At 62.9% G+C, this 26,190-nt stretch carries 18 protein-coding genes; 7 read left to right on the forward strand and 11 right to left on the reverse strand.

Annotated elements, in window-relative coordinates; translation table 11 throughout:
• Positions 1-50 precede the first annotated feature (50 nt).
• Positions 51-2,795, reverse strand: a complete 2,745-nt coding sequence (locus PQG80_RS20230; RefSeq protein WP_271753382.1) for a polysaccharide lyase family 8 super-sandwich domain-containing protein — start codon at positions 2,793-2,795, stop codon at positions 51-53.
• A 592-nt stretch (positions 2,796-3,387) separates the two neighbouring features.
• Between PQG80_RS20230 and PQG80_RS20235 the strand changes: the two genes are divergently transcribed.
• Positions 3,388-3,927 (forward strand): hypothetical protein, encoded by a 540-nt coding sequence (locus PQG80_RS20235; RefSeq protein ID WP_271753326.1) that lies wholly within the window; start codon positions 3,388-3,390, stop codon positions 3,925-3,927.
• 80 nt (positions 3,928-4,007) lie between these two features.
• Here PQG80_RS20235 and PQG80_RS20240 read toward each other — a convergent pair whose 3' ends face one another.
• Positions 4,008-4,931: a S66 peptidase family protein gene (locus PQG80_RS20240; protein ID WP_271753328.1), complete on the reverse strand. Its 924-nt coding sequence runs from the start codon at positions 4,929-4,931 to the stop codon at positions 4,008-4,010.
• Positions 4,932-5,047: 116 nt separating this feature from the next.
• On the opposite strand from PQG80_RS20240, the gene PQG80_RS20245 reads away from it, so the two are divergent.
• From PQG80_RS20245 to PQG80_RS20265, 5 genes are all read left to right on the forward strand, one after another.
• On the forward strand, positions 5,048-6,553 hold the full coding sequence (locus tag PQG80_RS20245) for an FAD-dependent oxidoreductase (protein WP_271753329.1): 1,506 nt from the start codon (positions 5,048-5,050) through the stop codon (positions 6,551-6,553).
• A 106-nt stretch (positions 6,554-6,659) separates the two neighbouring features.
• Entirely contained in the window at positions 6,660-6,893 is a 234-nt protein-coding gene (locus tag PQG80_RS20250; RefSeq protein WP_271753330.1) for a hypothetical protein, read from the forward strand.
• A 133-nt stretch (positions 6,894-7,026) separates the two neighbouring features.
• Positions 7,027-7,362, forward strand: coding sequence for a L,D-transpeptidase (locus PQG80_RS20255; RefSeq protein WP_271753331.1), 336 nt, complete (start codon positions 7,027-7,029; stop codon positions 7,360-7,362).
• A gap of 101 nt (positions 7,363-7,463) precedes the next feature.
• Entirely contained in the window at positions 7,464-8,111 is a 648-nt protein-coding gene (locus tag PQG80_RS20260) for a hypothetical protein (protein WP_271753332.1), read from the forward strand.
• A 281-nt stretch (positions 8,112-8,392) separates the two neighbouring features.
• Complete coding sequence (locus PQG80_RS20265; RefSeq protein ID WP_271753333.1) at positions 8,393-9,337, forward strand: transposase; 945 nt, start codon at positions 8,393-8,395, stop codon at positions 9,335-9,337.
• Positions 9,338-9,567: 230 nt separating this feature from the next.
• On the opposite strand, the gene PQG80_RS20270 is transcribed toward PQG80_RS20265, so the two are convergent.
• Both PQG80_RS20270 and PQG80_RS20275 read right to left on the reverse strand, forming a co-directional pair.
• Positions 9,568-12,855 (reverse strand): ATP-binding protein, encoded by a 3,288-nt coding sequence (locus PQG80_RS20270; protein WP_271753334.1) that lies wholly within the window; start codon positions 12,853-12,855, stop codon positions 9,568-9,570.
• Positions 12,842-13,504: a response regulator transcription factor gene (locus PQG80_RS20275; protein ID WP_271753336.1), complete on the reverse strand. Its 663-nt coding sequence runs from the start codon at positions 13,502-13,504 to the stop codon at positions 12,842-12,844. Before PQG80_RS20275 ends, PQG80_RS20270 begins: the two co-directional genes overlap by 14 nt.
• 259 nt (positions 13,505-13,763) lie before the next feature.
• Between PQG80_RS20275 and PQG80_RS20280 the strand changes: the two genes are divergently transcribed.
• Complete coding sequence (locus tag PQG80_RS20280; RefSeq protein ID WP_271753337.1) at positions 13,764-17,384, forward strand: glycoside hydrolase family 44 protein; 3,621 nt, start codon at positions 13,764-13,766, stop codon at positions 17,382-17,384.
• Positions 17,385-17,462: 78 nt separating this feature from the next.
• On the opposite strand, the gene PQG80_RS20285 is transcribed toward PQG80_RS20280, so the two are convergent.
• From PQG80_RS20285 to PQG80_RS20315, 7 genes are all read right to left on the reverse strand, one after another.
• The gene (locus PQG80_RS20285; protein ID WP_271753339.1) at positions 17,463-18,512 is read right to left on the reverse strand and encodes a lactonase family protein; all 1,050 of its coding nucleotides are present in this window, start codon (positions 18,510-18,512) and stop codon (positions 17,463-17,465) included.
• A gap of 98 nt (positions 18,513-18,610) precedes the next feature.
• Entirely contained in the window at positions 18,611-19,516 is a 906-nt protein-coding gene (locus tag PQG80_RS20290; protein ID WP_271753341.1) for a hypothetical protein, read from the reverse strand.
• Positions 19,517-19,529: 13 nt separating this feature from the next.
• Complete coding sequence (locus PQG80_RS20295; RefSeq protein ID WP_271753342.1) at positions 19,530-20,405, reverse strand: ROK family protein; 876 nt, start codon at positions 20,403-20,405, stop codon at positions 19,530-19,532.
• Between the two features lie 182 nt (positions 20,406-20,587).
• The gene (locus PQG80_RS20300) at positions 20,588-21,079 is read right to left on the reverse strand and encodes a hypothetical protein (protein WP_271753343.1); all 492 of its coding nucleotides are present in this window, start codon (positions 21,077-21,079) and stop codon (positions 20,588-20,590) included.
• Positions 21,080-21,216: 137 nt separating this feature from the next.
• A complete protein-coding gene (locus PQG80_RS20305; protein ID WP_271753344.1) occupies positions 21,217-23,454 on the reverse strand; it encodes an ATP-dependent helicase in 2,238 nt (745 codons plus the stop codon).
• 172 nt (positions 23,455-23,626) lie between these two features.
• On the reverse strand, positions 23,627-24,709 hold the full coding sequence (locus PQG80_RS20310) for a lactonase family protein (protein WP_271753345.1): 1,083 nt from the start codon (positions 24,707-24,709) through the stop codon (positions 23,627-23,629).
• Positions 24,710-24,867: 158 nt separating this feature from the next.
• Entirely contained in the window at positions 24,868-26,094 is a 1,227-nt protein-coding gene (locus tag PQG80_RS20315) for an MDR family MFS transporter (RefSeq protein WP_271753347.1), read from the reverse strand.
• Positions 26,095-26,190 lie beyond the last annotated feature (96 nt).

Here is a 26,190-nt window from a genome sequence, read left to right on the forward strand (position 1 = left end):
GAAGCGCGTTGCTGCGCTTCGTCCCGTTTTTTTCTGCGTTTTCCCGCACTTCAGTCGATTAACGAGATCCCCGCCAGCTTGGTCGACGCGTCGCCATGATCCATGAGGATCGTCCCATCGGTCTCGACCAGCGTGAATTTATCGAGCATCAACCGGTAGTGGGAGGCGCTCGGATTCTTGTCTTTGGCCGTCAGGCGGAACAGGTAGCTGCCCGGATGGCTGAAGTTAAACGTTCCCAGCGACAAGTCGCGGTAAGTCTCCGATGTCGTCCAATAGCCGTCCCATTCAACGCCTTGATCCGCGCCGTTGATAGACAACTGGTAGATCCCGTTGGAGGTTGCTTTGCCGATCCGCGCGAATACTTCGTACATGCCCGGCTGCGGCACGTCCAGGCTGAACTCCGTATAGTCGCCTACGGCATTGTTGATAAGGCCCAGCTTCTTGGCCCCGCTCGCATTGTTGTCGTTGTAGACCGTGACGCCGTCGGTCATATTCTGAATCGGCAGCGTCTCCGCCTCGTACGCAGCCGGGACCGGGATCGGCGCCGGATTGGCGGCCTGCGTACCCGTCAGGTTGAACTTGACCTTGAAGGACTTACCCGCCGCTTTGTTCACGTCGACCTTGAACTTGATCGTCGGGCTGTACTGCAGCACCGTCACTTGGCTGTCCTTGGAGATCAGATCCTTGGCGCTTTTGGCGACCTCGAAGTAAAGCATACCCGCATTGTCCTGCGTCGGATCGGAGACCGAGAGCTCGAATTCGTCCGCCGTCTCCCGCGTCATGACGGAAGCCTTCGCATACGAGGTGACGAGTCCGGACGTTTTGGGCGCGTCGGTCCAGAAGTTAATGCCGGTTATATTCAGTCCGTTCTCCTTGACCGCCTGCGCCGTTTCCGAATTTTCCAATATCGTAATATCAGGCGAGCCGGCATAGCCGCCGACTTGCGCGCTCGTCTTGTTCGGGAGCAGGACGTAGGCATAGCTGCCGTTCGTCGGACTCACGCCGTGGTCCAGCCACAAAGTCATGTAATTGCGGGTATACGGCGTGTCCGACCATCCTGCCGCCCCGCTCAGCTGCTTCCAATTCCCAGTCCTGGCTTCGCGGAGCGCCTTAACGGTCGCGCCGCCCGGGAAGTAATAACCGACGTCCGAGCCGGGGACATTGCCGGCGAGATGAATATAATTCGTGCCCGCGAGCGTGTCCGACCATCCCAAGGAAGAAGATAGCGCCGCTCCGTTGACCGTCAGCGCATTGTCTCCGGCGGCATCCAGCTTGCGGTTCTCCACGATCGTCTCGGTCGTGATGCCGTCCGTGCTCGTAATGCCGGCCCCGAGCGCGACGATCTCGTCGTCGAACACGAACCATGATTTTTTGGCGCTCAGCGTGCGGGCGGTCGTGGTGCCTCTGTCCTTGGCGGCGACATATTGCATGCCGCTCGTACCGTACAGGCCCAGCATGTCCGAACCGCCGGCCCAGCTGCTCGGGGGCTTCGTATTGGCATCTTGAACGTGATCCTTAAGGACGGTTGTGCCGGGCAGCCGGAAGCTGTTCACGGTCGGCCAGAAGTTATCGTTGAATTGCGTGAGATCGGCCGTGTACAGATAATTCATTCCGTCGCCCGTATGATAGCCCTTGTTGTTGTCCGCATTCGACCATTCATAATTGCCGATGCGGTCGGAGGACATGCTGATGCCCAGTCCGTATCCGGGCCTGAGCGCCACGGCCCGGTCCATGCCCGCGAACTGCCGATACGCGATCAGTTCGCCCCGCGAGACGATTCCGGTATCGCTGAGCATCTCCTGCGCTTCTAAGACGAGGTCGATGGGGATGCTTTTCAAATAATCTTTTTCCGGATCCTCCTGCAGCCAGTATTTGACCATGCCTTTGAAGTTCGCCGCATGAGGGGCTGGCGCGATATCGGACAGGCGGACGATCGCCGATAGGATCGGCACGCTCGCCACGTTATCCTGGTTCGCCCATCGCGACATCTCTCTGCCCCGCACCATGTCCATCAGATTGCCTTTATAGATGAGCGGCTCGTAAGAATCATAGATCCATTGATAGACATTGCCCATGTTCGGGTCGCTGTAGGACCAGGATGAGCCGTCGAACAAGTACAGGATGTCGGCGAGCGAAGAGATGAGACTTGCGCCGTATCCCCCGGTGTACGCAAAGTGGGTATGCTGGATAAACGAGCCGTCGACGTAATAACCGTCGCCCTTGAGTACGTAGGGCAACAAGGCGTCGATCCCGTCTAGGGCTGCCGAGATTTTGGCGCCGTCCTTCGCATTCATGCCTTCGAGCGCAATGACTTGAATCTCCCACATCCGGTTCGCGCCGGTCATCGCCACGCTCGGCTGCATATAGTTAATGGCCGCCATATAATCGGCGATTTGCGTCCCGGACAGCTCGTCGTACATAAGCGCGACCGCGTCGTTCAGCGCCGTCGGACCGCCGATCTCCCAATGCCACCAGTTCTGATACTTCGATTTGCCGACGTAAAATTGATTCGCGTTCATCCAGGCCAGGGCGTCGAGGATATCCGCCTTCAGAGCGGGATCTCCCTCGAGCGCCGAACCTTCCGTACGGTACGCCAAAGCCATATCGCGGATATGGCGGTACGTGAACGTAATGCCGGCCGAATCGCTGCCGAGCGCGGCGTCCGGCCAGAGGCGGTTGCGCGTCGGCGCCCTGTACATTTTCGTCTGCGCATCCGAGGCCGTAGCCGTAATGTCCGCGATACGCACTGCCACGTCAGGGTCCTCTGCGTCGTACGAGGCCCCGCCTGTCAGCATTTCCACGTACTTTTCTCTTAAATCGTCGTATGCATCCGTTGCGTGCGCTTTCATTTGACCGTGCGGAAAAATTGCCCCCATGCATGCGAGCGCGATCGCGAGACAAACGGTTGCCGTACGTCGAACAGCTTTCTTCCACATATAATTGCCCTCCCGCGATTAAAAAAATCATTTCATAGCCATGCTGCGAACACGATCCACCTCCTCCACATTTCAAGTATAGGTATAAAATAAAGGCAAAACGATGATCTATACTTAACTTATGTGATCTAATCATCTCGGTTTTCGGCGCAGCTCAAACGAGCTGTTCGGCATGCGCAGACCATCGCGCCTTCGCCGATTTCAGCACGTTCAGCACGACCGTGCCTATTCTAGCATTGGCCTCGCGCCGAATGATACAGCTGAGCAAATGCTGCCGGGGATCATCGACCCTTCGTTTCTTGTCGAATTTCCCCGGAAATATCCTCTCAAAAATAAGCCTTTCCACCCCCTATGCCCCGGCAACAAAACGGCTGTTTAAAACGTCTTCTAATTGTCTAAGTATTATTGATACATAACACCTTGTTTTTAACCGGAGAGAGGGGCTGGACCGATGCGCAAACTGTTGTTGTGTGTCGTATTGTTGGGGATCTGCCTGATCCCGCTTAGCGTGTCGGGCTTGAGCGACAAACAGGAGACCGCCGTCGCCGAGGAGAATGGCGTAAAGGCGGTCGATTATGCATCGGCCCCTTCTTATCCCGCTTATATTAGCAAGATGACTACAATGGACGGCGTCACTTACGTGACCGTCGACTACATTCAGTTCTTGCAGGGCGCGGAGGCCGACCGGGTGTTCCGTCAGCAGGAGCCGGATGCAGGCATGGATGAGGCGCCGGACGGCTACTATATCCTCAACGAGGAAAAGAAGGCGTACACGCTGCCCGTCGCGGCCGACGCGCAGGTCCTGATGCAGATCTACAATCGTTCGGGCAGCTGGGACGATGCCGATATCGTGGAAAACGAGCCGATCAGCATCGGCAAGCTCCGCTCGCTGTTCAGCGGCGACAATGAAGAGCAGATGGCGAACTTCCCGTACTACGTCACGGTAGCGGATGGCAAGATCGTGCGCATCGTGCAGCAGTTCGTGCCTTGACCGTCTTTTAGCTCAGTCCCCTCTCATCAGATAATGCAAAGAGCCGGCTTCCCTTGGGAACCGGCTCTTTTTGCTTCGCGTCATGCCCTGACGGCCGCCTCCAGCAAGGTCAACGTCCCCGCGTCTGCATCCAATCGCGCGTACGCCCCGATCGGCACCGCCGCCTTGAAGACGTCATGCCCGCTGGCGAACCCGGCGACGAGCGGCTTGCCCAGCGGCACGAGCACGTCGCGGATCAGGTCCGCGTAGGTCCTGCCGTAAGCGTCGGGGCATTCGTGGCAGCCGCCCATGACGATGCCTGCGCATGCGTCGAACTTGCCGGCGAGCCGCAGCTGCTCCACGTAGCGGTACACGGTGTTCACCGGCTCATGCGTCTCCTCGAGCAGCAGGATCTTGCCGCGCGTATCGATCTCGTACGGCGTGCCGAGCGAGCCGGTGAGCGACGTGAGGTTGCCGCCGGCCAGCGGTCCCGAGACCGAGCCGGACACGAGCGGCCGGATCGGCAGTTCCGGTGGATTGGCGATGGGCCGCGGGACGACGAGAGACGAGGTAGCGGCGTAGAACTGCTCGAAGTTGTACGCCGGCGTCTCCGGCTTGAAGTCGATGAGCAGCAGGCTGTGCAGCGTGACGACATCGGCCAGTTGCGCCAGCGCATTGAGCAGGACCGTAATGTCGCTGTAGCCGGATACGATCTTAGGGTGAGCGCGGATATAGCCGTAGTCCAGGTAAGGCAGGATGCCCTCGACCCCCACGCCGCCCCGCGACGGCAGGATCAACCGGACCCGCTCGTCCTCGAACATCGCCATCAGGTCGGCCGCCCGCTCCTCGTCCGTACCCGCCAGATAGCCGTCAGCGTCGTATACATGGCGGCCGATGATGACATTCAACCCCATTTGCCTCAGATAGCCGATGCGGGCGTCGATCGTCTCCCGCGCGAGCGGGCTGCCCAGCGTGACGACGCCCACCGTGTCTCCCCGTACCAGCGCGCGTGGCTTGATCGCCATCTCCCCTCCCCCTCTCCTTCTTACAGCTTATGAACGAATCACTTGGGGCATCGTATCTTTTTTCGGTTAAAAAGAAATGATGAGGATAAAACGCACCACCCGAGGAGGAATTCGCCATGCAGCTGCCTGAATATCCCGAATCTTATTGGCGCCGGACCGCGGAGCTTCCCGTTTTCCCGAAGCTGACGCAGAACCTTGAGACCGAGTTCGCCGTCGTCGGCGGCGGCATCACGGGGCTCACGACCGCCTATCTGCTGGCCAAGGAGGGCCGCCGCGTCGCGCTGCTGACGGCGGACCGCCTGCTGAGCGGCACGACGGGCTATACGACCGCCAAAATCACGGCGCAGCATGACCTGATCTATGACGAGCTGATCTCGAATTTTGGCGAGGATAAGGCCCGGATGTACTACGAGGCCAATGCAGGCGCGCTCTCGTTCATGCGCATTCTGGTCGCGGGACAAGGCATCGCCTGCGACTTCGTCGACGAGGATGCCGTCGTGTACGCGACGGGCGAACAAGGGCTGCACAAGCTCGAGAAGGAATACGAGGCTTATCGGAAGCTCGGCATCGAGGGCGAGCGCTACGATACGCTGTCGCTGCCGTTCGGCGCTATAGCGGCCCTATCTATGAAGCGCCAGGCCAGGTTCCATCCGGTGCCTTACGCGGCTTTTCTCGCCAGCGAGATCGTGCGGATGGGCGGGGAGATCTTCGAGGAGACGACCGTGGACAAATTTCACGATGGCGAGCCCGCCAAGTTGACCACCAAGGACGGCGATACCGTGACCTGCGACGCCGTGGCGTCCTGCTCGCATTTCCCGTTCTTCGACAACGGCTTCTACTTTGCCCGGCTGCACGCCGAGACTTCGTACGTCATCGCGGTCAAGTCGCCCTACGACTATCCGGGGGGCATGTATATCAACGCGGACGAACCCAAGCGTTCGGTACGCGCCGTGACCTACAACGGCGAGCAACTGCTCCTGATCGGCGGCGAGTCGCACAAGACCGGACAGAGCGATTGCACGATCGAGCATTATGAAGCGCTCAAGCGATTCGCGGAGGATGCCTTCGGCGTGGACGAGATTCGCTATCGCTGGTCGACGCACGATCTCGTGACGCTCGACAAGATGCCGTATATCGGACTCGCGCGCGAGGGCACGCCCAACCTGCTCGTCGCGACAGGTTACCGCAAGTGGGGCATGACGACGAGCGCGCTCGCGGCTAGACTGCTGGCGGATACGCTGCTAGAACGCGATAATCCGTACAAGGAGCTGTTCGGCCCGTCGCGGTTCCATGCGAGTCCGGACGTGGGCACGCTGGCGAAGGAGACGGCGGACGTCGCCTACCACTTCGTCAAGGGCAAGCTGGAGTGGTTGAGAAAAGACCCCGAGGAACTGGGGCTCGACGAAGGCGCCGCGGTCCGTATCCACGGCCGGCGCTGCGGCGCGTACCGCGACCACGAGGGCAAGCTGCATAAGGTGGACACGACCTGCACGCACATGGGCTGCGAAACGGAATGGAACGCGGGCGACCGTACCTGGGACTGCCCGTGCCACGGCTCGCGGTTTACGTTTTCCGGCGAGGTGCTGAACGGTCCGGCGAAAAAGCCGCTTCAACGCTTGTAGCCGAGCGCCTATAGAAGGGCTGCTCTTCTTTGCGCATCATACTCTCCTTTGTTTCAATCCGGCGGGCGAAGGGGAAATGTCCGCATACGCAAAGGAGGAGATTCGCATGAACGAATTCGAGCGGCCGCCGGATCTGGACGAGAAGGGCGCCGGCCCGCAGGGCGAGCGCGATCATCCCGAGCAATATCCGACGGACAAGAAAAGCTTGTTCGACAGCTTCCTCAGCGAACGCAACGTCGATGCGATCCCCGTGGAGGACGTCGGCATCGAGAACCGGGACGAAGCGGACAAGTCCGACAGCAAGGACGACTCTTCGAGCGAGCGGAAATATCCAGATTAATGCGGAAGGCCGTCCGGCAGGGACGGCTTTTTGTTTGCACGAATACCATCCCCTCCATCGCGGCTTTCCTGCATTCCGATCCGGACGATGTTCGTGCGGGCGGCATATGCTGCTATGCGAAGGGGGATTGGTCATGGCATACCGAATCATCGTCGATCTGTCGGACCGTATGTTATACCTGCTGGAAGAGAATACGGTCGTCAACGGGTACCCGGTCGGCATCGGCCGGATGGTGACGCAGACGCCGACGGGAGATTTTCGCATCATCAACAAGCAGGCGCATCCCGGCGGACCGTTCGGCGCGTTCTGGATGGGGTTGTCCAAGCCGCACTACGGCATTCACGGCACGAACGATCCGGCCTCGATCGGTCATCTCGTGTCGCACGGATGCATCCGGATGCACAACGAAGACGTCGTTGCGCTATCGCGCATCGTCCCGATCGGTACGCGGGTGACGATACGTCCATAGCAGGCGCCGGCATCCCGCAGATTAACATTTCCTGAGAAACTCGAAACCGCGCCCGATCTTTGGTAGGATAGGAGGAATTCGAGTGTAAAGGTTGGGATGACATGACGGAAGCTGCCGGCACGGAAGAACTCGATCTTCAGGAAGCGGCCGAATTGTTCAGATTGATTTATCCCGCTTTTGCGGCGCTTCTCGACAAGGCGGAGGCCGCGAGAGGGCCGCTCAAGGAATTCCATCTGGCGATGGCCGCCGAGCATGCCAAGAGCGGGGTGCGCATCCTCGGATGGGACAGCCGCAGGGCGATCAATGCGATATTCGAGCTGTACAAGGAACATTACCTGGCGGAGGGGCGCATCGCGGCGGATCTTTGGGCTGCCGACAGTTTCGGCTGCGACCTCGAGGCCGCCATCGTCGAGTCCGAGGACGTCCGGGAGCTCGAAGAGCGGATTAAAGCCGTCGTGCTGCAAATTCGGCAGCGCGAGGCCGAGATGCAGCGGCTCCGCCGCGAATTGAGCCAGTTGGAGGAGCAGCGTGCCGAGCTTAGCCGGCCGGTCGTCCTGCACGGCTCGATCGCAGGCGCCGCCTGTGGCACCGAATCCGGCGATGCTTCAGAGACGGGCGGTCCCGGCGGGCAGCATGGCACGGGGGCTCAGGATGACGCTCGTGACAGCGATTCAAGTTCATTAGTCAGATCACGCGGGCAAGCCAGCCAGTCGGATGCTGCCTCCTCACCGGCGTTGCCGCAATTATGAGATTATAAATGGGACAAACGGCGGGTCGGTCAAGTTGTGACCGCCCGCCTTTTGATTGTCCAGTTGGTTTGCGCCCTGCCGTTGAGCTTCCATATTTATACATATGAACCTCCCCATACACCTCTTTCGCCCGTTTTAACAAAATCCCCTTCGATCAGGAACAAGAACGCCGGCCACCAGATTGCCTCGCCTCCTCCCCCCTCGATTTTCATATAAAAGTCGTGCACAAGAACCCAAAATCTGCTATAATGAGAACAAACGTTCTGTTCGGAGGGATCGTTATGCCCAATCGCTTCTCGATTCGGGATTCTGTGCCCGACTTCAATAAGGAAGATTGCGAGCAAGCGCTGTTTGCCGCCAAGTGGCCGCACGGCTTCCGCTGTCCCCGCTGCGCGCATACGCAATATTACGATGTGTCGACGCGCAGGCGCCCGCTGATGGAGTGCCGCTCTTGCTCTCATCAGACCTCGCTTACGGCCGGCACGGTGCTCGAGGGCTCGCGTACGCCGTTGACCAAGTGGTTTCAGGCGATGTTTTTGATGCAGATCGGCATTAGCGCCCGCCTGCTGGCCGAGCTCATTGGGGTTACGTATAAGACCGCCTGGCTGATGAATCACAAGCTCCGCCATGCCATCGGAGCCTGGGATCGCGAACGGCCGCTGGATGGCGACCTGCAGCTGCTCGGCGAATATTACGGCTATGAGTACCACCGCTATCTCGGCAGCCCGATCATTCAGGAGGCACTGAAGCCACAGCCCGTCGTCATCGGCGCTTCTTTGGACGGAGCCGGCGATATTGTCCATTTGAAAATGAAGGCCGTCGACGGGCCGGAAGGCGACGGTCGGGCAAGGCGCGGAGTGACGGACGGCGAGGAAGCCGTGGAGCGTTTTGTACAAAAACACGTCGCTGGCGGGGAAGCAACCGGCAACGTGGAGCATCTTGCGCGCGGCCGCCGCGGGCGGAAGGCACCGCATATGGCCTGGCGGGAGGCCGTACAGTGGTTGACCTGGACGTTCGGCGGGATCGGCCCCAAGCATCTTCAGGCCTACCTGAACGAATTCTGCTTCCGCCGCTTATTCCGCAATGACATGCTCGCCGAACTCATCGCTTGCTGCGGAACGACGGAGACCATCACCTATCGGAGTTTGGTCGGTGCCCGCTCCGGTGTCCGGCCGATTCCCTGGGCATTCCGGCGTCCGGCGCTCAGCCATCGGCGGACGGGGTAGGTTCGAGCGATCGATATTAAATCGAAGCCTTCAGACTATCTAAAATTCATGATTGTACGAGTTTTGATTCGAGAACTTTCCTGACTGAAGGGGATATCGTTAAAACGGGATGAAGAGTAGTTAGCCTAGTACAGTCATCCACATATTGGAATTTGTTTCGATTAAACAAGGTGGATTCGCTTGATGCGAGTCTACCTTGCGGTTGTCCGGCTCAGCGTATGCCGACTTGCTCAGACGGACAGCTCCGATCTGCGCGCGGCGGTCTCATCCAGCGGCAGCAGGATGACCAGCCTGCAGCCGACGCCGGACTCGGCCTCGCCGATGGATACGGTGCCGCTCAGCAGATGGACGCGCTCCATCATGGCGCTGAGCCCGAAGCCCGGCTTAGCGGCGCCGTAAGGCTCGCCGTCGCTGACAAGCTCGAACCGCAGCCAGCCGCCCTGTTCGGCGAGCGAAAAGCGGAAGCGGCTGCACCGGCCGTGACGGAGGCCATTGGTGATTCCCTCCATCAGCGCGTGGTAGACGACCTTCTGCGCCAAAGCCCCCATCGGCGGCAGCGGAACGGGGCGGTATTCGAACAATACGTCCGCCTGGCCCGCGCTATCCCGGATCAGCTCGCGCAGCGCTTCGGGCAGATCGAAGCCCGCTTCGTCGTCTTTCAACATTCGGACCGTCCGCCGGACGTCGTTCAAGCCTTTGCGGATCATCTCGCCCGCTGCATTCATCCGCTCCACGGAACGCGGAAGGTCGCGGTCCGCGAGCTTCTTGGCCGCTTCGATCTGCACGATGGCCGCCGTCAGCGAATGTCCGACCAGATCATGCATGTCGTGCGCGATCCGGTTGCGTTCCTCCAGCACCGACACTTCGGCCAACGCCTCCGCCGTCTCCCGGACCGATCCGGCGAGGTGCCGGTTTGCTGCCTCGAGCTCCTCCGTCCGTTTGCGGACAAGCTCCTCGAGCGAATGATGGAACTGCGCGAGCTTGAGCTGAATATCTACTCTCGCGAGCAGCTCGCCCTGGGAGAACGGCTTGGTCAGATAGTCGTTCGCGCCCGAATCGAAGCCAAGCGTCAGGCGGTCCAGCCGGTTCTGCGCGGATAACAGGATGATCGGCAGCTCGCTCGCGGACCACCGCTCGCGCGCGATGCGGCACACTTCGTAGCCGGTCTTGCCGGGCATCATCGCATCCAATAGCAGCAGGTCAGGCTTCTCCCCCCGCTCCAGCAGCGCCGCGGCGTCCGTACCGTTGGCGGCTTCGATCAGCCTGTATCCGCTGCGCCGCAGATAATGCCGCAGCACCTCCAGATTCACCGGCTCGTCATCGGCCATCAGGATCAGCGGCTGACGACGTTCGAGGCCAGGCATCCACGACTGGCCTTCAGCTTCTGCGTCTGCTTGGAGTTCTCCGTACCGGTGCAGCTGCTCCGGCAGAACGGGAAGCACCTGCCGCCCGATAGCGGCGGATTCGTCGTCGGCGCCCTCGACACCTTCGACACCCTCGACACCCTCCGTGCCGCCAGCCGCCGCGCCGGATCCAGTTACTACTTCTCCGCGCGCCAACGGCAGCACGAAAGACAGCGTCGTCCCGCGCCCTGGAGCCGAGTCGATCGCGAGCTCGCCGCCGTGCAGCCGGACCATGCGGTTCGTGATAGGCAGTCCGAGCCCCATTCCACCGCCATAATCGGATGAAGCGGTCGCGAACGGCTCGAATAGCGCAGACAGGCGGTCCGTCGGAATGCCCGGGCCGCTGTCCGCGACGGCGATCCGGACGCCCTCGTCTTGGCGGGCCACGGATACCCGGACGGAGCCGGACTCGGTATAGCGAATGGCATTGCCGATCAGGTTGTAGAGGATCTGCTCCAGCCGGCCCGAATCGGCCTTGACCGTTAGCCTGCCTGCTGGCCGGCCATCGTCGGCGCGTTCGACCGAGAGCAGCAATCCTTTTCGCTTGGCCAAGGGTGCCAGAGCGGCCGCGACCGTCTCGCAGGCGCCTAATGCGTCCACCGCCGTCAGCTTCAGCTTGATGTCGCCGTGCCTGAGCCTGTCCATGTCCAGAATGTCGTTCACCAGATGCAGCAACCTGTCAGCGCTGCTGCGAACGAGCATTAGATTACGCTCCATCTCTCCGCCTACCGGTCCGGCAGCGCCGTCCAGCAGCGCATCGGCAAGTCCTGCGATGCCGTGAAGCGGCGTGCGCAGCTCGTGAGAGGTATGGCTTAAGAAATCGTCTTTGAGCCGAGACAGCGCCTCCAGCTCTCGGTTGGCGGCCTCCAACTCCGCGGCGCCCCGCTGCAGGTCCCGGTAGACGCCGGAAAAACGCCCGAGAACGACCATCAGCAGGCATACGACGAAGATGAGCAGACCGATTTCCAACGCGAACGTAAGCCCGTAATACAGCCAAGTGGGGATTTCCCCCTCCAGGCTCGTACCGAATAGACGCAAGGAATTCGCGGAGAAGTAGTAGCAGGACATGCCGACCGTCAGCGCGCCGAACCCGGTCGACAGCCACCTGAACTCCTCCGCGTCCTTCATCGCCAGCATATGCCTGCTGCGGACAAGCGAGTAGGTCATCAGAATAAAAATAGGCAGCACGAGCAGCATGGACCACTCGAAAATCGCCAACTCATAGAGATGGCTGTCCGCGAACGACAAGCAGCCGACGAACACGGCGTAGATCAATACGCCGGCGGACAGCGCCCGATACAGTCGGCTGTACAAGCCGCGAAGCGCCCTGCCGTAAAATCGGACGAAGCCCAGGATGCCGAGCGGAATGAGCAGATCCCTGAAATATTGAAAGTGCGCGACGGGCAGATCCAGAAAAAGGCGCAGGGACATCAGCATGGAAAAGAAGCCGATGCCCGCGCAGCCGGTGATCACGGCGAACCAGACATACAAGGTCTCCGACCTTCTCCGCAGGAATACGAGCAGAGAGACGGCCGATGCGGCGGTCAGCAGCACGCCGAACACCGCGGGCACCCAGTCGTTCTGGACAACCAGCCGGTCCAGCATGCGGCGGTCGCCGACGATGTGCCAATCCGTCGGCATGGCGTTCTTGTTCCATAATAACTTGAAGGCAAGGCTCCGGGGCTGGTCGCCGTGCGTCAGCTTCGCGATTCTCGCCGGGATATAATGGTTCACGTAAGGATCCGGATCGGTCATATTGTAGCTGAGCCTAAGCCTGCCGTCCTCGTACACCTCGTACGAACGACCATACAGCAGCATTACGTGCGGATCGGCGGTCAGCATCTTGGGCATGTCGCGCCGCAGCCAGACGACGCCCTTGTAAGCGGAAAAGCGCGCCAGCTGCTCCGAATCCAGCGCTTGCCACCCCTCCTTGCCAAGGGCGTCTCCATCCCCCCATCGCACCAGCCAATTTCCCCGGTAAGATGCCAGTACCGAGCCCTCTGACTCCGCGTGGGAGCCTTTGAGGAATAGCGGCACGAAAAGCGCCAGCAGCACAAGCGCGCATAAAAGGAATGCCTTCAGCCCAAAAGGAAGCTTGCGTTCAGCGGTAGTCACTCTGCAGCAGCTCCTTCATGATGCCGACGGCAGCGCGCCGGTCGTTGGTTCCGATCTTGCCGTAGATGACGCTGACATAGTTACGGACGGTGCCTTCGCTCATGAACAGCGTGACGGCGATCTGCTTGTTCGAATAGCCCTCGATCAGAAGCAGAATAATCCTGCGTTCGCGCTCGGTGAAAAAGAGGCCCATCTTGTGCAGCTTCGCCTCGTCGAAGTCGTACGTGTCGGTCGCCGTCAGCCTCGACGCCAGCTTGGCCGCGATGACCGGGGGCAGGAGGAGCTCGCCCTCCATCGCCTCCCGCACCGTCTGGACGACGCGCTCCGCCGCGATGTCCTTGAGCAAGAATCCGTCGGCGCCGCCCGCCATGGCGCCTACGATATATTTGTCCTCCGCGAACGTCGTGAGAATAAGCACGATGGTCTTCGGATATTCGCTCTTGATCAGCTTCATCGACTCGATGCCGTCCATAACGGGCATCTTGATGTCCATCAGCACGATGTGCGGCCGGTAGATGCCTGTCGCCTCGTAAGCCTCCCGCCCGTTCTCCGCCGTGGTGACGACTTCCATGTCGTCCTCCAGCTGCAGAATGGTCTGCAAGCCCTCGCGCATCAGCCGCTGATCGTCCGCGATGACGATTCGGACCATGATGTATGCCCCCGTTCTCTCGTTAAGCGCCCCGTTCTCACCCTGATTCTAGCAGACGTCCCGGCTGACAGGATATAGCCGCGGGCAAAGCAGTGACCGATGCATGACCGATTGCGCCGCGTCATAGGCCTAACGGTCCATGTCATGTGACCGCCATGACGAATAGTGGTGACAGACCGTCACTGGCGGGATTACGGCCCCTTTTTTTAAGCTGGAACGGAATCCATATATTTGGCATTCGGGAGGAGAAGGAATAACGATGGAAACGACAAAAACGGGGCCGTCCTGGCGCAGGCCGCTAATGGCGGTCCTGGCCTCGACCCTGCTGCTCGGGCAGTTGGCAGTCGGTCCGGCCAAAACTTACGGAGACACGGAGCGCACGCTGACGGTCTACGACGACGCGCTGTCCGCGGAGTTCGCCGACTACGGCTGGGCGCAATCGGATCTGGCGGAGGCGGGCATCGTGCACGCAGGCGCGCATTCGATCAAGCTGGACGCGGGGGACGGTCAGGCGCTTTACTTCTATAAGGACCGCATCATGAGCGCGGACGAGTACGGCCGGTTCAGCTTCTGGGTGAACGGCGGCGAGGCCGGCGGCCAGGCGTTCAAGCTCGTATTCTCGCTGGGCGGGCAGGCGGTCGCCGAGATTCCGTCCGCGGAGCTGCTGCCGGCCGGCGTACCGGGCGGTATGTGGACGAAGGCATCGGTGAAGCTGTCGGACTATGGCGTGTCCGGCATCATCGACGGCATCTGGATCTGGGGCGCGGGCGAGCAGCAGCCGTTCTACCTGGACGACATGCGCTTCGAAGGCGAAGGCGCCGGTCCGGGCGAGGAGCCTGGCGAAGGCGGTCCGGGCGAGGAGGATCCGAGCGAAGCAGAGGTAACGGGAATCGTCTTTTCGCAAAATGTGTTGACGCTTCGCGAGGGCGGCCTTCGTCCTGCCGGACTGAACGCGGTGCGCTCGGACGGGTCGTCCGTCCCCGTGACCGCCGGGGTCGCATGGTCGACCGACGACGCCACCGTCGCCACGGTAGCGAACGGCCTCGTATCCGGTCTGCGGCCCGGAACGACGGCGCTTCGCGCTTCCTACGAAGGCTTCGAGGCGCAGATCGACGTTACGGTCGTCGAAGGCGCGCCGGTCGGCCCGATTGAGGAGATCGACGGCGACTACGTCTATGCGGACGCGCTGAGCGGCGACTTCGCGGACTACAGCGGGATCGCGCACGACTTGGCCGAGACGGACACCGTCCATACCGGACAGTCGTCGATCCGGCTCGAGCCGGACGGAGACAAGGGCTTGTACCTGTACAGCGGCTTCCCGGTTAACGCCAGAACCTATGACAGGCTGCGCCTGTGGGTGAACGGCGGCGAGACGGGCGGCCAACAATTCAGCCTGAAGCTGACGCAGGGCGGCGCGCCGGTGGCGGATCTGGACCTGGACGCGCTCGTGCCTGGCGGCATCGCGGCCGGGACGTGGAGCGAGGTCGAGATCAACCTCGCGGACCTCAAGCTGCCGGGCGCCATCTTCGACGGCATCCTGCTGCAGGGCGCGACGGACGGCATCCAGCCCGCCGCTTATATCGACGACATCGCGCTGCTCAAGAAGTTCGTCGCCTCGGCGCAGATCGCGGAGCTTCGTATCGACAAGCCGCGCAGCGTGCTGCTCCCGGGCGAGAGCAATATGCTTGCGGCAGAGGCCTATTATGCCGGAGGCGACACCAAGACGATGACGGAAGGCGTGACCTGGACCGTCGACCGTCCGGACGTGCTGCAGGTGAACGGCGGTGCCGTCACGGGCCTCGCGCCGGGTATCGCCAAGGTCACGGCGACGTACAAGACGTTCTCGACCGAAGCGTACGTGCAGGTGACGGAAGTCGCCGCCGAGCCGGTCTACGGCGACGCGCTGGCGGACGGCTACCGCAACTACAGCTGGCACGACAAAGACCTGGCGAACGCGGAGCAGGTTCACGGCGGCACCGCGGCGATCAAGTTCGACCCGAGCGGCTGGGACGGCGTCTGGCTGTCGCATGACGGCAAGTTCGACATCGAGCAGTACTACGGGCTGCGATTCTGGATCCACGGCGGCGCGGCCGGCGGGCAGCAGCTTCTCGTCCATGCGTACGACGGCGACGCCGGCATCGGCGCGATCGACCTGAACGACTACCTGCCCGAAGGCGGCCTGCCTGCCGGACAATGGACCGAAGTGACGGTCAGCATGGCGGACCTCGGCTTGTCCGCGGGCAGCTTCGACGGCCTTATTTTCCAAGCGGCTACCGACCGGGACCAGGGCGTCGTCTACATCGACGACGTGTCTCTGCTGCGCAACCTGCATGCAGGCGAGCTGCCCGAGCCGCAGCTCCCGCAACTGACCGTCGACGTCGACACGACGGCGGACCGCAAGCCCATCAATCCCGAGATCTACGGCATCAACTACGACGACATGCACCCGACGCAGTCGACGCTGCCGTTCCCCGTACAGCGCTGGGGCGGCAACAATACGACGCGCTACAACTGGCAGCTCAACGTGGCCAACCGCGCGAACGACTGGTACTACATCAATTATCCTTATGAAAACGATCCGCGCCAGGAGCCGGGCAGCTCCGTGACGGACCAGCTCATCTCAAGCGTGAACGATCAGGGCGGCAAGGTGCTGCTGACCGTCCCGACGATCGGCTGGACGCCGAAGGACCGCGAGATCCGCTACGGCTTCTCCGTGAAGAAGTACGGCGCCCAGGAGAGCGTCGCGGACGACGTCAAGGACGCCGGCAACGGCGTGAAGAAGGATGGCTCCTACGTCACCGGCAACGATCCGGCGGACACCTCCAAGCCGATCGGTCCGTCGTTCGTGACCGACTGGATGCAGCATATCAAGGACACCGGCGAGAGCGTGAACTATTACGCGCTGGACAATGAACCGGAGATCTGGAACTCGACGCACCGCGACGTTCATCCGGCTGCGCCGACCTACGACGAGATCTGGGACTTCACGCAGGAATACGGCGCGGCGATCAAGGCCAAGGATCCTGCGGCCAAGGTGTTCGGTCCGACGTCCTGGGGCTGGTGCGCGTACTTCTACTCTTCCGCGGACGTCTGCGCCGAAGGTCCGGACCGCGCGGCGCACGGCAATACGCCGTTCCTGGAGTGGTACCTCCAGCAGGTCGCCGACTACGCGGACGCGCATAACGGATTGCGGCTGGTCGACTATCTGGATATCCACTACTACTCGCAATCGGCAGGCGTGCCGGACGCGGACGAAGGCCCCGGCACGGTCAAGCGCAGATTCCAGGGGCTCAAGGCGCTGTACGATCCGGACTACGTGGACGACTCGTGGATCCAGGAGCCGATCCGGCTCATCCCTCGCATGAAGGAGATCATCGACAGCAGGCTGCCGGGCACCAAGCTCGCGCTGACCGAGTATAACTTCGGCAACGGTAACGGCATCAGCTCGGGCATCGCGCAGGCCGAGGCGCTCGCGATCTTCGGCCGCGAGGGGCTCGACCTCGCCACCCGCTTCGGCACGCTGCCGGCGGGCACGGCGCTCGAGGACGCGTTCAAGCTGTACCTCGATTACGACGGCAACGGCTCCCAAATTTGCGGCGACTCGGTACGCGCCGTATCGAGCCTGCCGGACGCCGTAGGCTCCTACGCCATCGACGGCTCCGACGGCAAGCTTTACGTGCTGCTGTTCAACAAGGACACCGTCACCCGCGAAGTCAACGTCGGCCTCGGCGAAGCCCATGGCTCAGGCTCGGCCGAGCTGTACCGCTTCGACGCCGGTACCCGGCTCTCCGCGGCTGGCGCGAAGGCGATCGGCGAGGACGGCAAGCTGAGCCTCCGCCTAGCGGCGCGCTCCGCGACGCTGGTCGTCGTGCCGCAGTAAGGCAAGCATTTCCATTTAAAAAGGCGATTCCGAAGGCCTCGGCCTTCGGAATCGCCTTTTACGGTTGCCTGCGACGGTTCAGCCCAAAATGACGCAGACGGGCTTCGCCATCTTGTACTCGCTGTCCGTCGGCTGCGGGAACCCGTCTTCGTCGATGCGCAAGACGGCGACGTTGTCCGAGTTCTGGTGAGCCGCGAGCAGCCAGCGGCCGCCCGGCAGCACTTGGAAGTGACGCGGCGAATGACCGCCGCTCGGGGTATGGCCGATCAGCGACAGGCCGCCGTCCGCGCCGATGCGGAAGGAGACGATGCTGTCGTGGCCGCGGTTGGAGCCGTATAGGTACAGGCCGTCCGGCGACACCGCGATCTCGGCGCAGCTGCTCTCCCCGCCATAAGCCTCCGGCAGCGCGGAGACCGTCTGCAGCGGCTCGAGTGTCCCCTCCGCCGCGTCCAGCTTGAACGCGGTGATCCTGTTCATCAGCTCGTCGATGAGGTAGACGTACGGCTGCGTCGGATGCAGCGCCAGATGGCGAGGCCCCGAGCCCGGCGTCACGTTCGTCTCCAATGCGAGCGCCAGGCGACTGCCGGCCGTGTCCAGGCGGTATGTGTAGATCTTATCCGTGCCCAGATCGCAGGAGAGGAAGTAGGAGGTGCCGGGCACCGGATAAATGGCGTGCGGATGCGGCCCTTCCTGGCGCTCCGGATTGACGCTGCCGCCTTCATGCGCGACGGACTGCACGGGCTGGCCGAGCGCCCCTCCTTCCCCGATCGGGTAGAGGCTGAGGTTGCCGCCCGCGTAGTTCGCCAGCGCGAGCCAACTGCCCGTCGGGTCGACCGACAGATGGCACGGCGCGCCGCCCTGCGAAGGCTGGCGGTTGATCTCGGTCAACGTATGCGCGGACGCGTCGTACGCATAAGCGACGACGGCGCCGTCCTCGTCCGTCTCGCCGACCGCGTACAGCACGCCGGCCGGCTCATGATAGACGAGGAACGAGGGATTCTCGATGCCGGAGACGCCGCCGATCTTCGACAGCCCGCCGGATTCGGCGTCGAACCGCAGGATGTGGATGCCTTCTTCGTTAGCCGACTGATACGATCCGACGAATAACGGTGCGAATGATTCCGACATAATAGCCTCCCTATAAAGTGCGATGATTGGATGCTCCGCGAGTGCCGCTTCGTTCCTTAGATCCTGTACCCATTTACGGGTCCGCCCGCAACCCCCCGTCACTCGAGCAGCGATAGCATCTGGACGACGGGCCGGCCGTCTCCCGTCAGAGAGGCTTCCCGGCCGCGAAGCTGCGAGGACCCGTCTCCGTCCAGGAAAATGCCGTCCGCCAAACGAGGCCGGCCTTCGCCTCCAATCGCCTCGAGGATCGCGCTCCGAAAGTCGTCCAGCGTCCCGCGGTTCGAGCTGACGACGAGGTACAACCGGCCGTCTTCGTCGTAGACGGCGCCCGAGCGCAGCCTGGGCTCGTCCATGAACGGGGCGTGCTCGGCGACCGCCTGCGCGCGCCAGGTCGGATCGCTGCCCAGGCTCATGGAGATTCCGCCCTGCGCCCAGTAAGCCGCACGGTCCGCGACGTCGAGCTCCTCCGCCTTGCTCGCGACCTGCACGCTGAGCCGTTCGGTCTTGCGGTCCCATACCAGGGTGCCCCGGGCGTACTTCACGTTCTCGGCTCCCGAGCCGAAGCCGCCCGACGGGCTGCCGTCGCCGGCGACCGGCGCGCCGTCGACGACCGCCATGCTTAGCAGCGAGCCGTCGTAGAAAAATCCGCCGTTGATGCCGTAGTACGGCGCTAGCGCGACGTTGTCGCGCACGACGGTCAGCGTCACGTTGGATGGCGCCGTCCGCAAGTAATGCAGCTTCATGCCGTTCGCGGCCGTAGCCGCGCCGTACGCGTAGCGCGAGGGCGGATGCGCGATCGGCTTGGCATGAAGCCCTGCGCCGCCCCCGTCCGTGCGCAGCATAAGGAAGGCCAGCAGAGATAGCGCGGCGACAAACGCGAGCAGAATCGCGCCGATGCGCACGATGCGCCTGCCGCGCGCGCCGTCCGGCCGCTCAGCCGGTGCGGCGACGCTGCCGGGCAGCTCCGCAGGCTCGGCGCCGACAGACCGGGGCGCCGTGTCCATGCGCGCCGCTCCCTTAGCGGCCCAGCGCGCGCAGGCCCAGCGCCAGCGCGCCGGTCAGGCCGGCGTTGTCGCCGAGGCCCGGCGGCACGATGTACGTATCGATGCCGGCGGCCAGCGCGTCAGAGCTGACATAACCGTTGAGCGCCTTGATCACCTCCGCGCGCACGAGCGGGAACAGCTGCGGCTGATGCATCACGCCGCCGCCGAGGATGACGCGCTTGGGCGACAGCATCAGCACCGCGTTCGCCACCGCCTGGCCCAGATAATAGGCCTCCATCGCCCAGGCGGGGTGGTCCGGCGGCAGCTCGCTGCCCGGCACCTTCCATCTGCCCTGGAGCGCAGGCCCCGCGGCGAGTCCCTCCAGGCAATCGCCGTGGTACGGACAGAAGCCCTGGTATTCGTCGTCCGGATGACGACGTACCAGCACGTGCCCGCCCTCCGGATGCACGAGACCGTGCACGAGCTTGCCCTCGGCGTAGACGCCGACGCCGACGCCCGTGCCGATCGTATAGTAGACGCAGCTGTCGAGTCCCGCCGCGGCGCCCCAGGTCGCTTCGCCGAGCGCCGCCGCGTTGACGTCCGTATCCCAGCCCATCGGCACGTCGAACTGCTGCTTCATCGCCGGCAGGAACGGATAGCCCGACCAGCCCGGCTTGGGCGTCGTCGTCACGTATCCGTAGGCGGGGCTGGATTGGTCGATATTGATCGGGCCGAAGGAGCCGATGCCGATCGACTCCACCGCCTTGTCCTTGAAGTATTCGAACACCTGCGCGAGCGTCTTCTCCGGATGCTCGGTCGGGAAGCTCACCCGCTCTTCGATCGTGCCCCGCTCATTGCCGATGCCGCAGACGAACTTCGTGCCGCCCGCTTCGATTGCCCCAATACGCATGAAAAAAAAGCCTCCTATGTATCTGCAAGTACACCCATTTTACTCCGAACCGGAGGTTCAGCACAATGAACGCGGCGATGCGCGCCGCTTCCAATTCGCTCCTCGCGTACGCATATGCCAAAAAAGCCCCGTACGCCGGGGCTTCGATGTTCCTGTCGCGAGCGACAACCGCCGCCCGATCCTTAGCGCATCGCGGTTGCCAGCACAGCCTCCCTGCGCTCGGCCCTGCCGTTCGGCGGCGCAAGCGTCGCGGAAGCGAACCCGGCCGCGCGGGGACGCCCCCTTTTCCGGTACACCAGCTTGCAGCCGATCCATCTGTCGTCGATCTCGCAAGTCTTGACGCCGGAGAGTCCCCAAGCCGCCCCGATCTCCCGCACGGCGTCCCCGTCCATGCCGGTAACGTCCGACTGCCTGCCGGGCCAGGACACCCATAGCATCCCTCGCGGCGACAGCTGCTTCGCCAGGAGCGGCAGCCGCGCCTCCAGCGTATGCCGCTCCCGGACGAACAGGTGGATGAAGTCGATCGGGCCGTCCGGCTTCTCCAGGAACCGAATGCCCGCGGGCGACGGCCCGAGCGCATCCAGATAGAGGAGCGGCGCGTCTTCAAAATATAGGCGTTGGAAGGGCTTCAGGCCCAACCTCTCGGCAAGCGGCTTGTTCGAATAACGGGGCACGGTTGTTCCTCCTTCTCGCTCTCCCCCTATCATAGTCGAATCGGACGGCGCCTTCAGTCACTCTATCGCGGCTTCGGTCATGGATTCTGCGTGACTCCGGTCACGGTCCGTCATGACCCCGTGTCATGTGCTCCGCGTCATGTAACCCGCTTCTTGGCCGGCTTTAGCAGCCCCATCTCCAGGCATACCTGCGTGAGCAGCTTCTTGTCCCCTTCGGCGAACGACACGCGGATCGCCTCCGCGTCGGCCGACAGCACGATGCCCGGCCCGAACGTCCGATGCGACACGCGCGTGCCGGCCTTCAGGTAGCCGGGCAGCTCGCCCTCCCAAGATGCCTCGGCAGGCCGGGCAACGAACGTCGCGGGACGCGCGATCGCGCCCGCGTCCGCATCGCGTTCCGCCGCCCCGAAGCTGCGGACCGCCGTCATGAACCGCGACTCCTTCACGGCGGCGCCGTCCTTCTTCTGGTACGCGACCAGCTCCAGCTGCCGCTTCGCCCGCGTCATTCCCACGTAGAACAGGCGCACGGCCTCCTCCATGTCGGCGGCGTCGCCCTTGTCGTACTTCTTGATGTCGTCGTTGGAGGGGATGACGCCCTCCGCGAGATCGATCATGTACACGCGGTCGAACTCCAGCCCCTTGGCGCTGTGAAAGGTCGAGAGCGTAACCGCGTCCGGATCGCGGCTGCGGGACTTGGCGCTGCGTAGCAGCGTCTCCAGATACTTGAGCCGCTCGGCGAAGTCGGTCATCGACTCGAGGCCGTCGGCGATGTCCTCGAGCGTGTTCAGCACGCCGAGCAGCATCTCCTGCCGGAAGCCGAACCGCTCGCACAGCCGCTCGATCGCCCGCTCGTAGCCGAGGTTATAGCGGATCGTGCGGATCGCCTGCCGCGCGCTCATCGCCTGCATCCGGCCGAACGTGTCTTTGTTTTCCCGCAGCTGCTTGACCTGATATTCCTTGAGCGGCACCCGCTCGATCAGCGTGTCGAACACGGACGACGCCCCGGGGCCGATGCGCAGCAGCGCGCTCATCTGCTCCCGCGTGATGTAGCCGGCGAGCTTCGGGTAGATCTTCTCCAGCAGGTCGGGGCGGCGGTCCGTATACGCCATCCGCATGAAGTTGAGCACGTCCTCGACCACCCAGTGCGAAAAGAAGCGCTTGTCCCCGTCCTTCAGGTTGAAGGCGATGCCGGCGCGGTCGAGCGCGTTCACGAGGACGAGGGCGGACGTATGGTTCCTGTAAAGAACGGCCGTCGTCACGCCGGTCGGCGTCCCCGCCAGCGCCGTCGTCACGTACTTGGCCTGCGCCTTGTAGTCGGCGAGCATGCGCAGGGAGACGCGGCCGCCGGCCGGATTTTGCGTGTACATCGCCTTGTCGTAGCGGTTTTTGTTGCGCCGGATGAAGCGCGCCGCCGTCTGTACGATCTCGGGCGCGGACCGGTAGTTGCGCTCCATCTTCAGCAGCTCGGCCTTCGGGTAGTGCGACCTGAAGTCGAGCAAGTACCCCGGCTCCGCCCCGCGCCAGCCGTAAATGCTCTGATCGTCGTCGGCGACCACGCACAGGTTGCCGTGCGCGGCGGCCAGCAGGCCGACGATGCCGAACTGGACCAGCGAGGTGTCCTGGCTCTCGTCGGTCATGAGGTAGTCGTACCGCTGCTGGTAACGGCGCAGCAGGCGCGGGTCCTCCGACAGCGCGAGATGGCAGACCGTCAGCATGTCGTCGAAGTCCAGCAGCAGCCGGTCGGTCCCCTCCCGCTTGTAGCGCTCGTAGGCGCGGAGCAGCTTGTCCGCGTCCTTCAGCTCGCATTTGGCCTCGCTCCAGCGGTTCTCGGGCAGCATTTTATTTTTGATATAGCTGATATAAGTCGTCAGGTCCTCCATCTGGTCCTCGGTCAGGCTCCCGCCGCCCGTCATCGTCCGGTAGAGCTGGCGGAGGATCGGCTTCTTGTGCAGCACCGGCAGGTCGGCCGCGCGCAGCTCGTCCTCTTGCTCCTGCTCGATCTCGCCCTCGATCAGCTGGTAGGCTTCGCCCCTCGCCCGGTAATAGGCGCGCACCACCTCGAAGGCGAAGCTGTGGATGGTGGAGAAGCCGACGCGCGCGCCTGCAAGCTCGGGGAACAGCGCCGCGAACCGCTCCGACATGTCCCGCGCCGAAGCCCGGCTGAACGTGACCGCCTTGATGCGCGCGGGGTTCACGCCCCGCTCCGCGATGAGATACCCCGTCCGCATCATCAGCGTCGTCGTCTTGCCAGAGCCGGGGGACGCCAGCAGAAGAAGCGGCCCCTCGGTATGAAGGACCGCCTGCTTCTGGACTCCGTTCAGTTGGACGCCGGCTTCCCGGCGCTTGCGTTCGAAAAATCGATCGTGGCTCGTCATCGTATTCATAATTCCGATTATAGCACGACGGGCGGAAGACCAGAACGTCTGATCGTAAAAAAGAGGCTGCCTGAAGCTGGGAAACCGGCCGGATCCGGCCTCCGGATCGCCGAACCGCCCGCGCGATGCCGTCTCTCCAAGGCAAGGGATCCGGCAGGCGCCGCTCGTTCCGCTATTCTACGGCGAACGCCGCGAAGCGCACGCACACCGGCTTGGACACGCGCAGCTCGCTGCCGGTCGGCAGGAGCTTGCCGGTGTCGGCGTCGCGGCCGAAGGTCACGATATGGTGGCCGTCGCGGTTGGCGACGAGCACGAACCGGCCGTCCGGGGAGACGGCGAAGTTGCGGGGATGCCCGCCGAGCGTCGGCGCGTATTCGACCGGCGCGAGCAGTCCGCTCTCCTGGCCGACGCCGTACACGGCGAGGCTGTCGTGACCGCGATTGGAGCCGTACAGGAACCTGCCGTCCGGAGACAGGTGGATATCCGCGCAGGCATTGTCCCCCTCGAAGTCGTCGGGCAGCGTCGAGACCGTCTGGACGACCTCCAGCTTGCCGTCGTCCGCATCGTACGCGTACACGGTGATGGTGCTGTTCAATTCGTTGATCCCGTAGCCGAACGGCAGGTTGGGGTGGAACGCGAAGTGGCGCGGTCCGGAGCCGGGCGCGACGTCCGTCTCGCTGTGACGCGTCAGGCTGCGGTTCGCCGCGTCCAGCTTGTACAGGAATACCTTGTCGAGTCCGAGATCGGAGACGGCGGCATAGCGGTTGTCCCGGTCCGCGATGACCGAATGCACCCGCGCCTGGCTCTGCACGGGCAGCGCGCTCGCGCCCTCGTGCCGATGAATCTCGAGCGTCCGACCGACGCGTCCTTCGTCCTCAATAGCGGATACGCCGAACAGCCCGCCGTGATAGCTTGCGGTCAACGCGAGCCGGCTCGTCCGGTCCAGCGCGACGTGGCAGGCCGTCGCCGGAATCGTATTCGCCTCGCCCTGCCGCAGCAGCTTCCCGGAGGCGGGGTCGAAGAGATACGTCGCGACAGCGCCGCAGCGCTTGCCCTCCGCGTCTTTGCCTTCCGTGAGCGAATAAATCATCCGGCTCTCCTCGTCGATGTCGAGGAACGTCGGATTCTGCAATCCGTCGGCCTGGTCGAGCAGCGTCAGGCTCCCGGTCCGCGCATCGTATGCGCAGGCATACAGCCCGGGTCCGTCCGCGTCCGCGTAGGAGCCGATAAAGGCAAATGTTCGAATCGCCGTCAAGGCAAGGCACCTCCAAATGTTGCGGAACTAGTCGCGCATGGCCTGCATTTTAACACGATTCGCTAGAGAACGCACGCAGAGAGATGGCGCGAAGAGAGGGAGCGGAGAGTCGCGGGTTTGTTCATCGGGAACGCCCCGTGCCTCCCCGCCGCCTACCGCTACAGCGCGCTGCTCTTGCCCGCGGCGGGCGCTCGGCGTCCCGGGCGGCTCCCCGCCCAGTAGATGAACGAGGACAGCAGCACGACGACCGCCATCGCCGCGAACATCGTCTTGCCGCCGTACTCGCCGAGAATCCAGCCGCCTGCCCAGGGCCCGATGAACTGGCCGAGATTGGTGAACGTCTGCGCGCCGTAATAAGCGCCTCGCAGCCGCTCCGGAGCCAGCTTGTCCAGCAGCATCGTGGCCGCCGGATAATTCAGGATCTCGCCGACGGTGAACAGGATCATCGCGACGACCTGCAGCGCGAACGTCTCGGCATAGCCGATGCCCGCGAGGCCGACCGCGAAGAACAGGTTGCCCGCATGGATCGCGAACAGCGGCGGACGCTTGTCCGCCAGCCAGCCGAGCGGGATCTGGAGCGCGATGACGGTAATCGCGTTGATCGTCAGCAGGTAGCCGAACATGCGGTCGCCATGGCCGAACACGCGCTCGAGATGAGGCGCCATGTTGCCGAACAGCTGGCTGTACCCGATGCCGACGACGATCCCGCCCAGCAGGAACATCTGCAGCGCGCCGTCCCGCGCGACGACGCGCCCCGCATCGGCGATCGTCGCCTTGGCCGCCGGCTTGCCCTCCTCGATATCCTTGATGCCGAAGGCGATCATCATCATGTAGAGCGTGACAGCGTAAACGAAATAAATGGCGCCCGTGATGATAAAAGCAAGACCGCCGTTGCCGAGACCGAGCCAGACGCCGAGCACGGGACCGATCGCCACGCCGACGTTCGCCATCAGGTAGCGCATGGAGAATACTTTCATCCGGCGGTCCTTGGGCGTGAGGTCGGCCATGAGCACCTGGGACACCGGTTCGAACCAGGAGCGGCACAAGCCGTTCATCAGGCTGAGCAGGAGCAGAACGAGCGGCGAATCTGTCAGCGCGAAGCCGACGAACACCCCGCTCCATACGAACAGCGAGGTGAACATGACCAGCCGCCGGCTGTACCGGTCGGACAGCGCGCCGCCGAGGAAGCCGCCGAACGTCGCGGCCAGCGCGCCAGCGCCGACGATGAAGCCGATCCCGCTCGGGCCCATGTCGGTATGCGCGGCCAGATACAGCGCGAGGAACGGCATGCTCATGGAGGTGGCGATGCGCGAGATCATATGACCGAACAGCAGCGAGAAAACGATAGGGTGGTAGGAGGCGATAAATCCGCGAAGTCTATTCAAGCTGCACCACGATTCTGCGAAGATTAGGCTTCTATCATACCGGATCGCCGCAGCATTGTGGATAGGGAGAATGTTCCATTTTTGAACGATTGATTA

It is taken from the genome of Cohnella rhizoplanae, assembly GCF_948329515.1.
Lineage (GTDB): Bacteria > Bacillota > Bacilli > Paenibacillales > Paenibacillaceae > Cohnella > Cohnella rhizoplanae.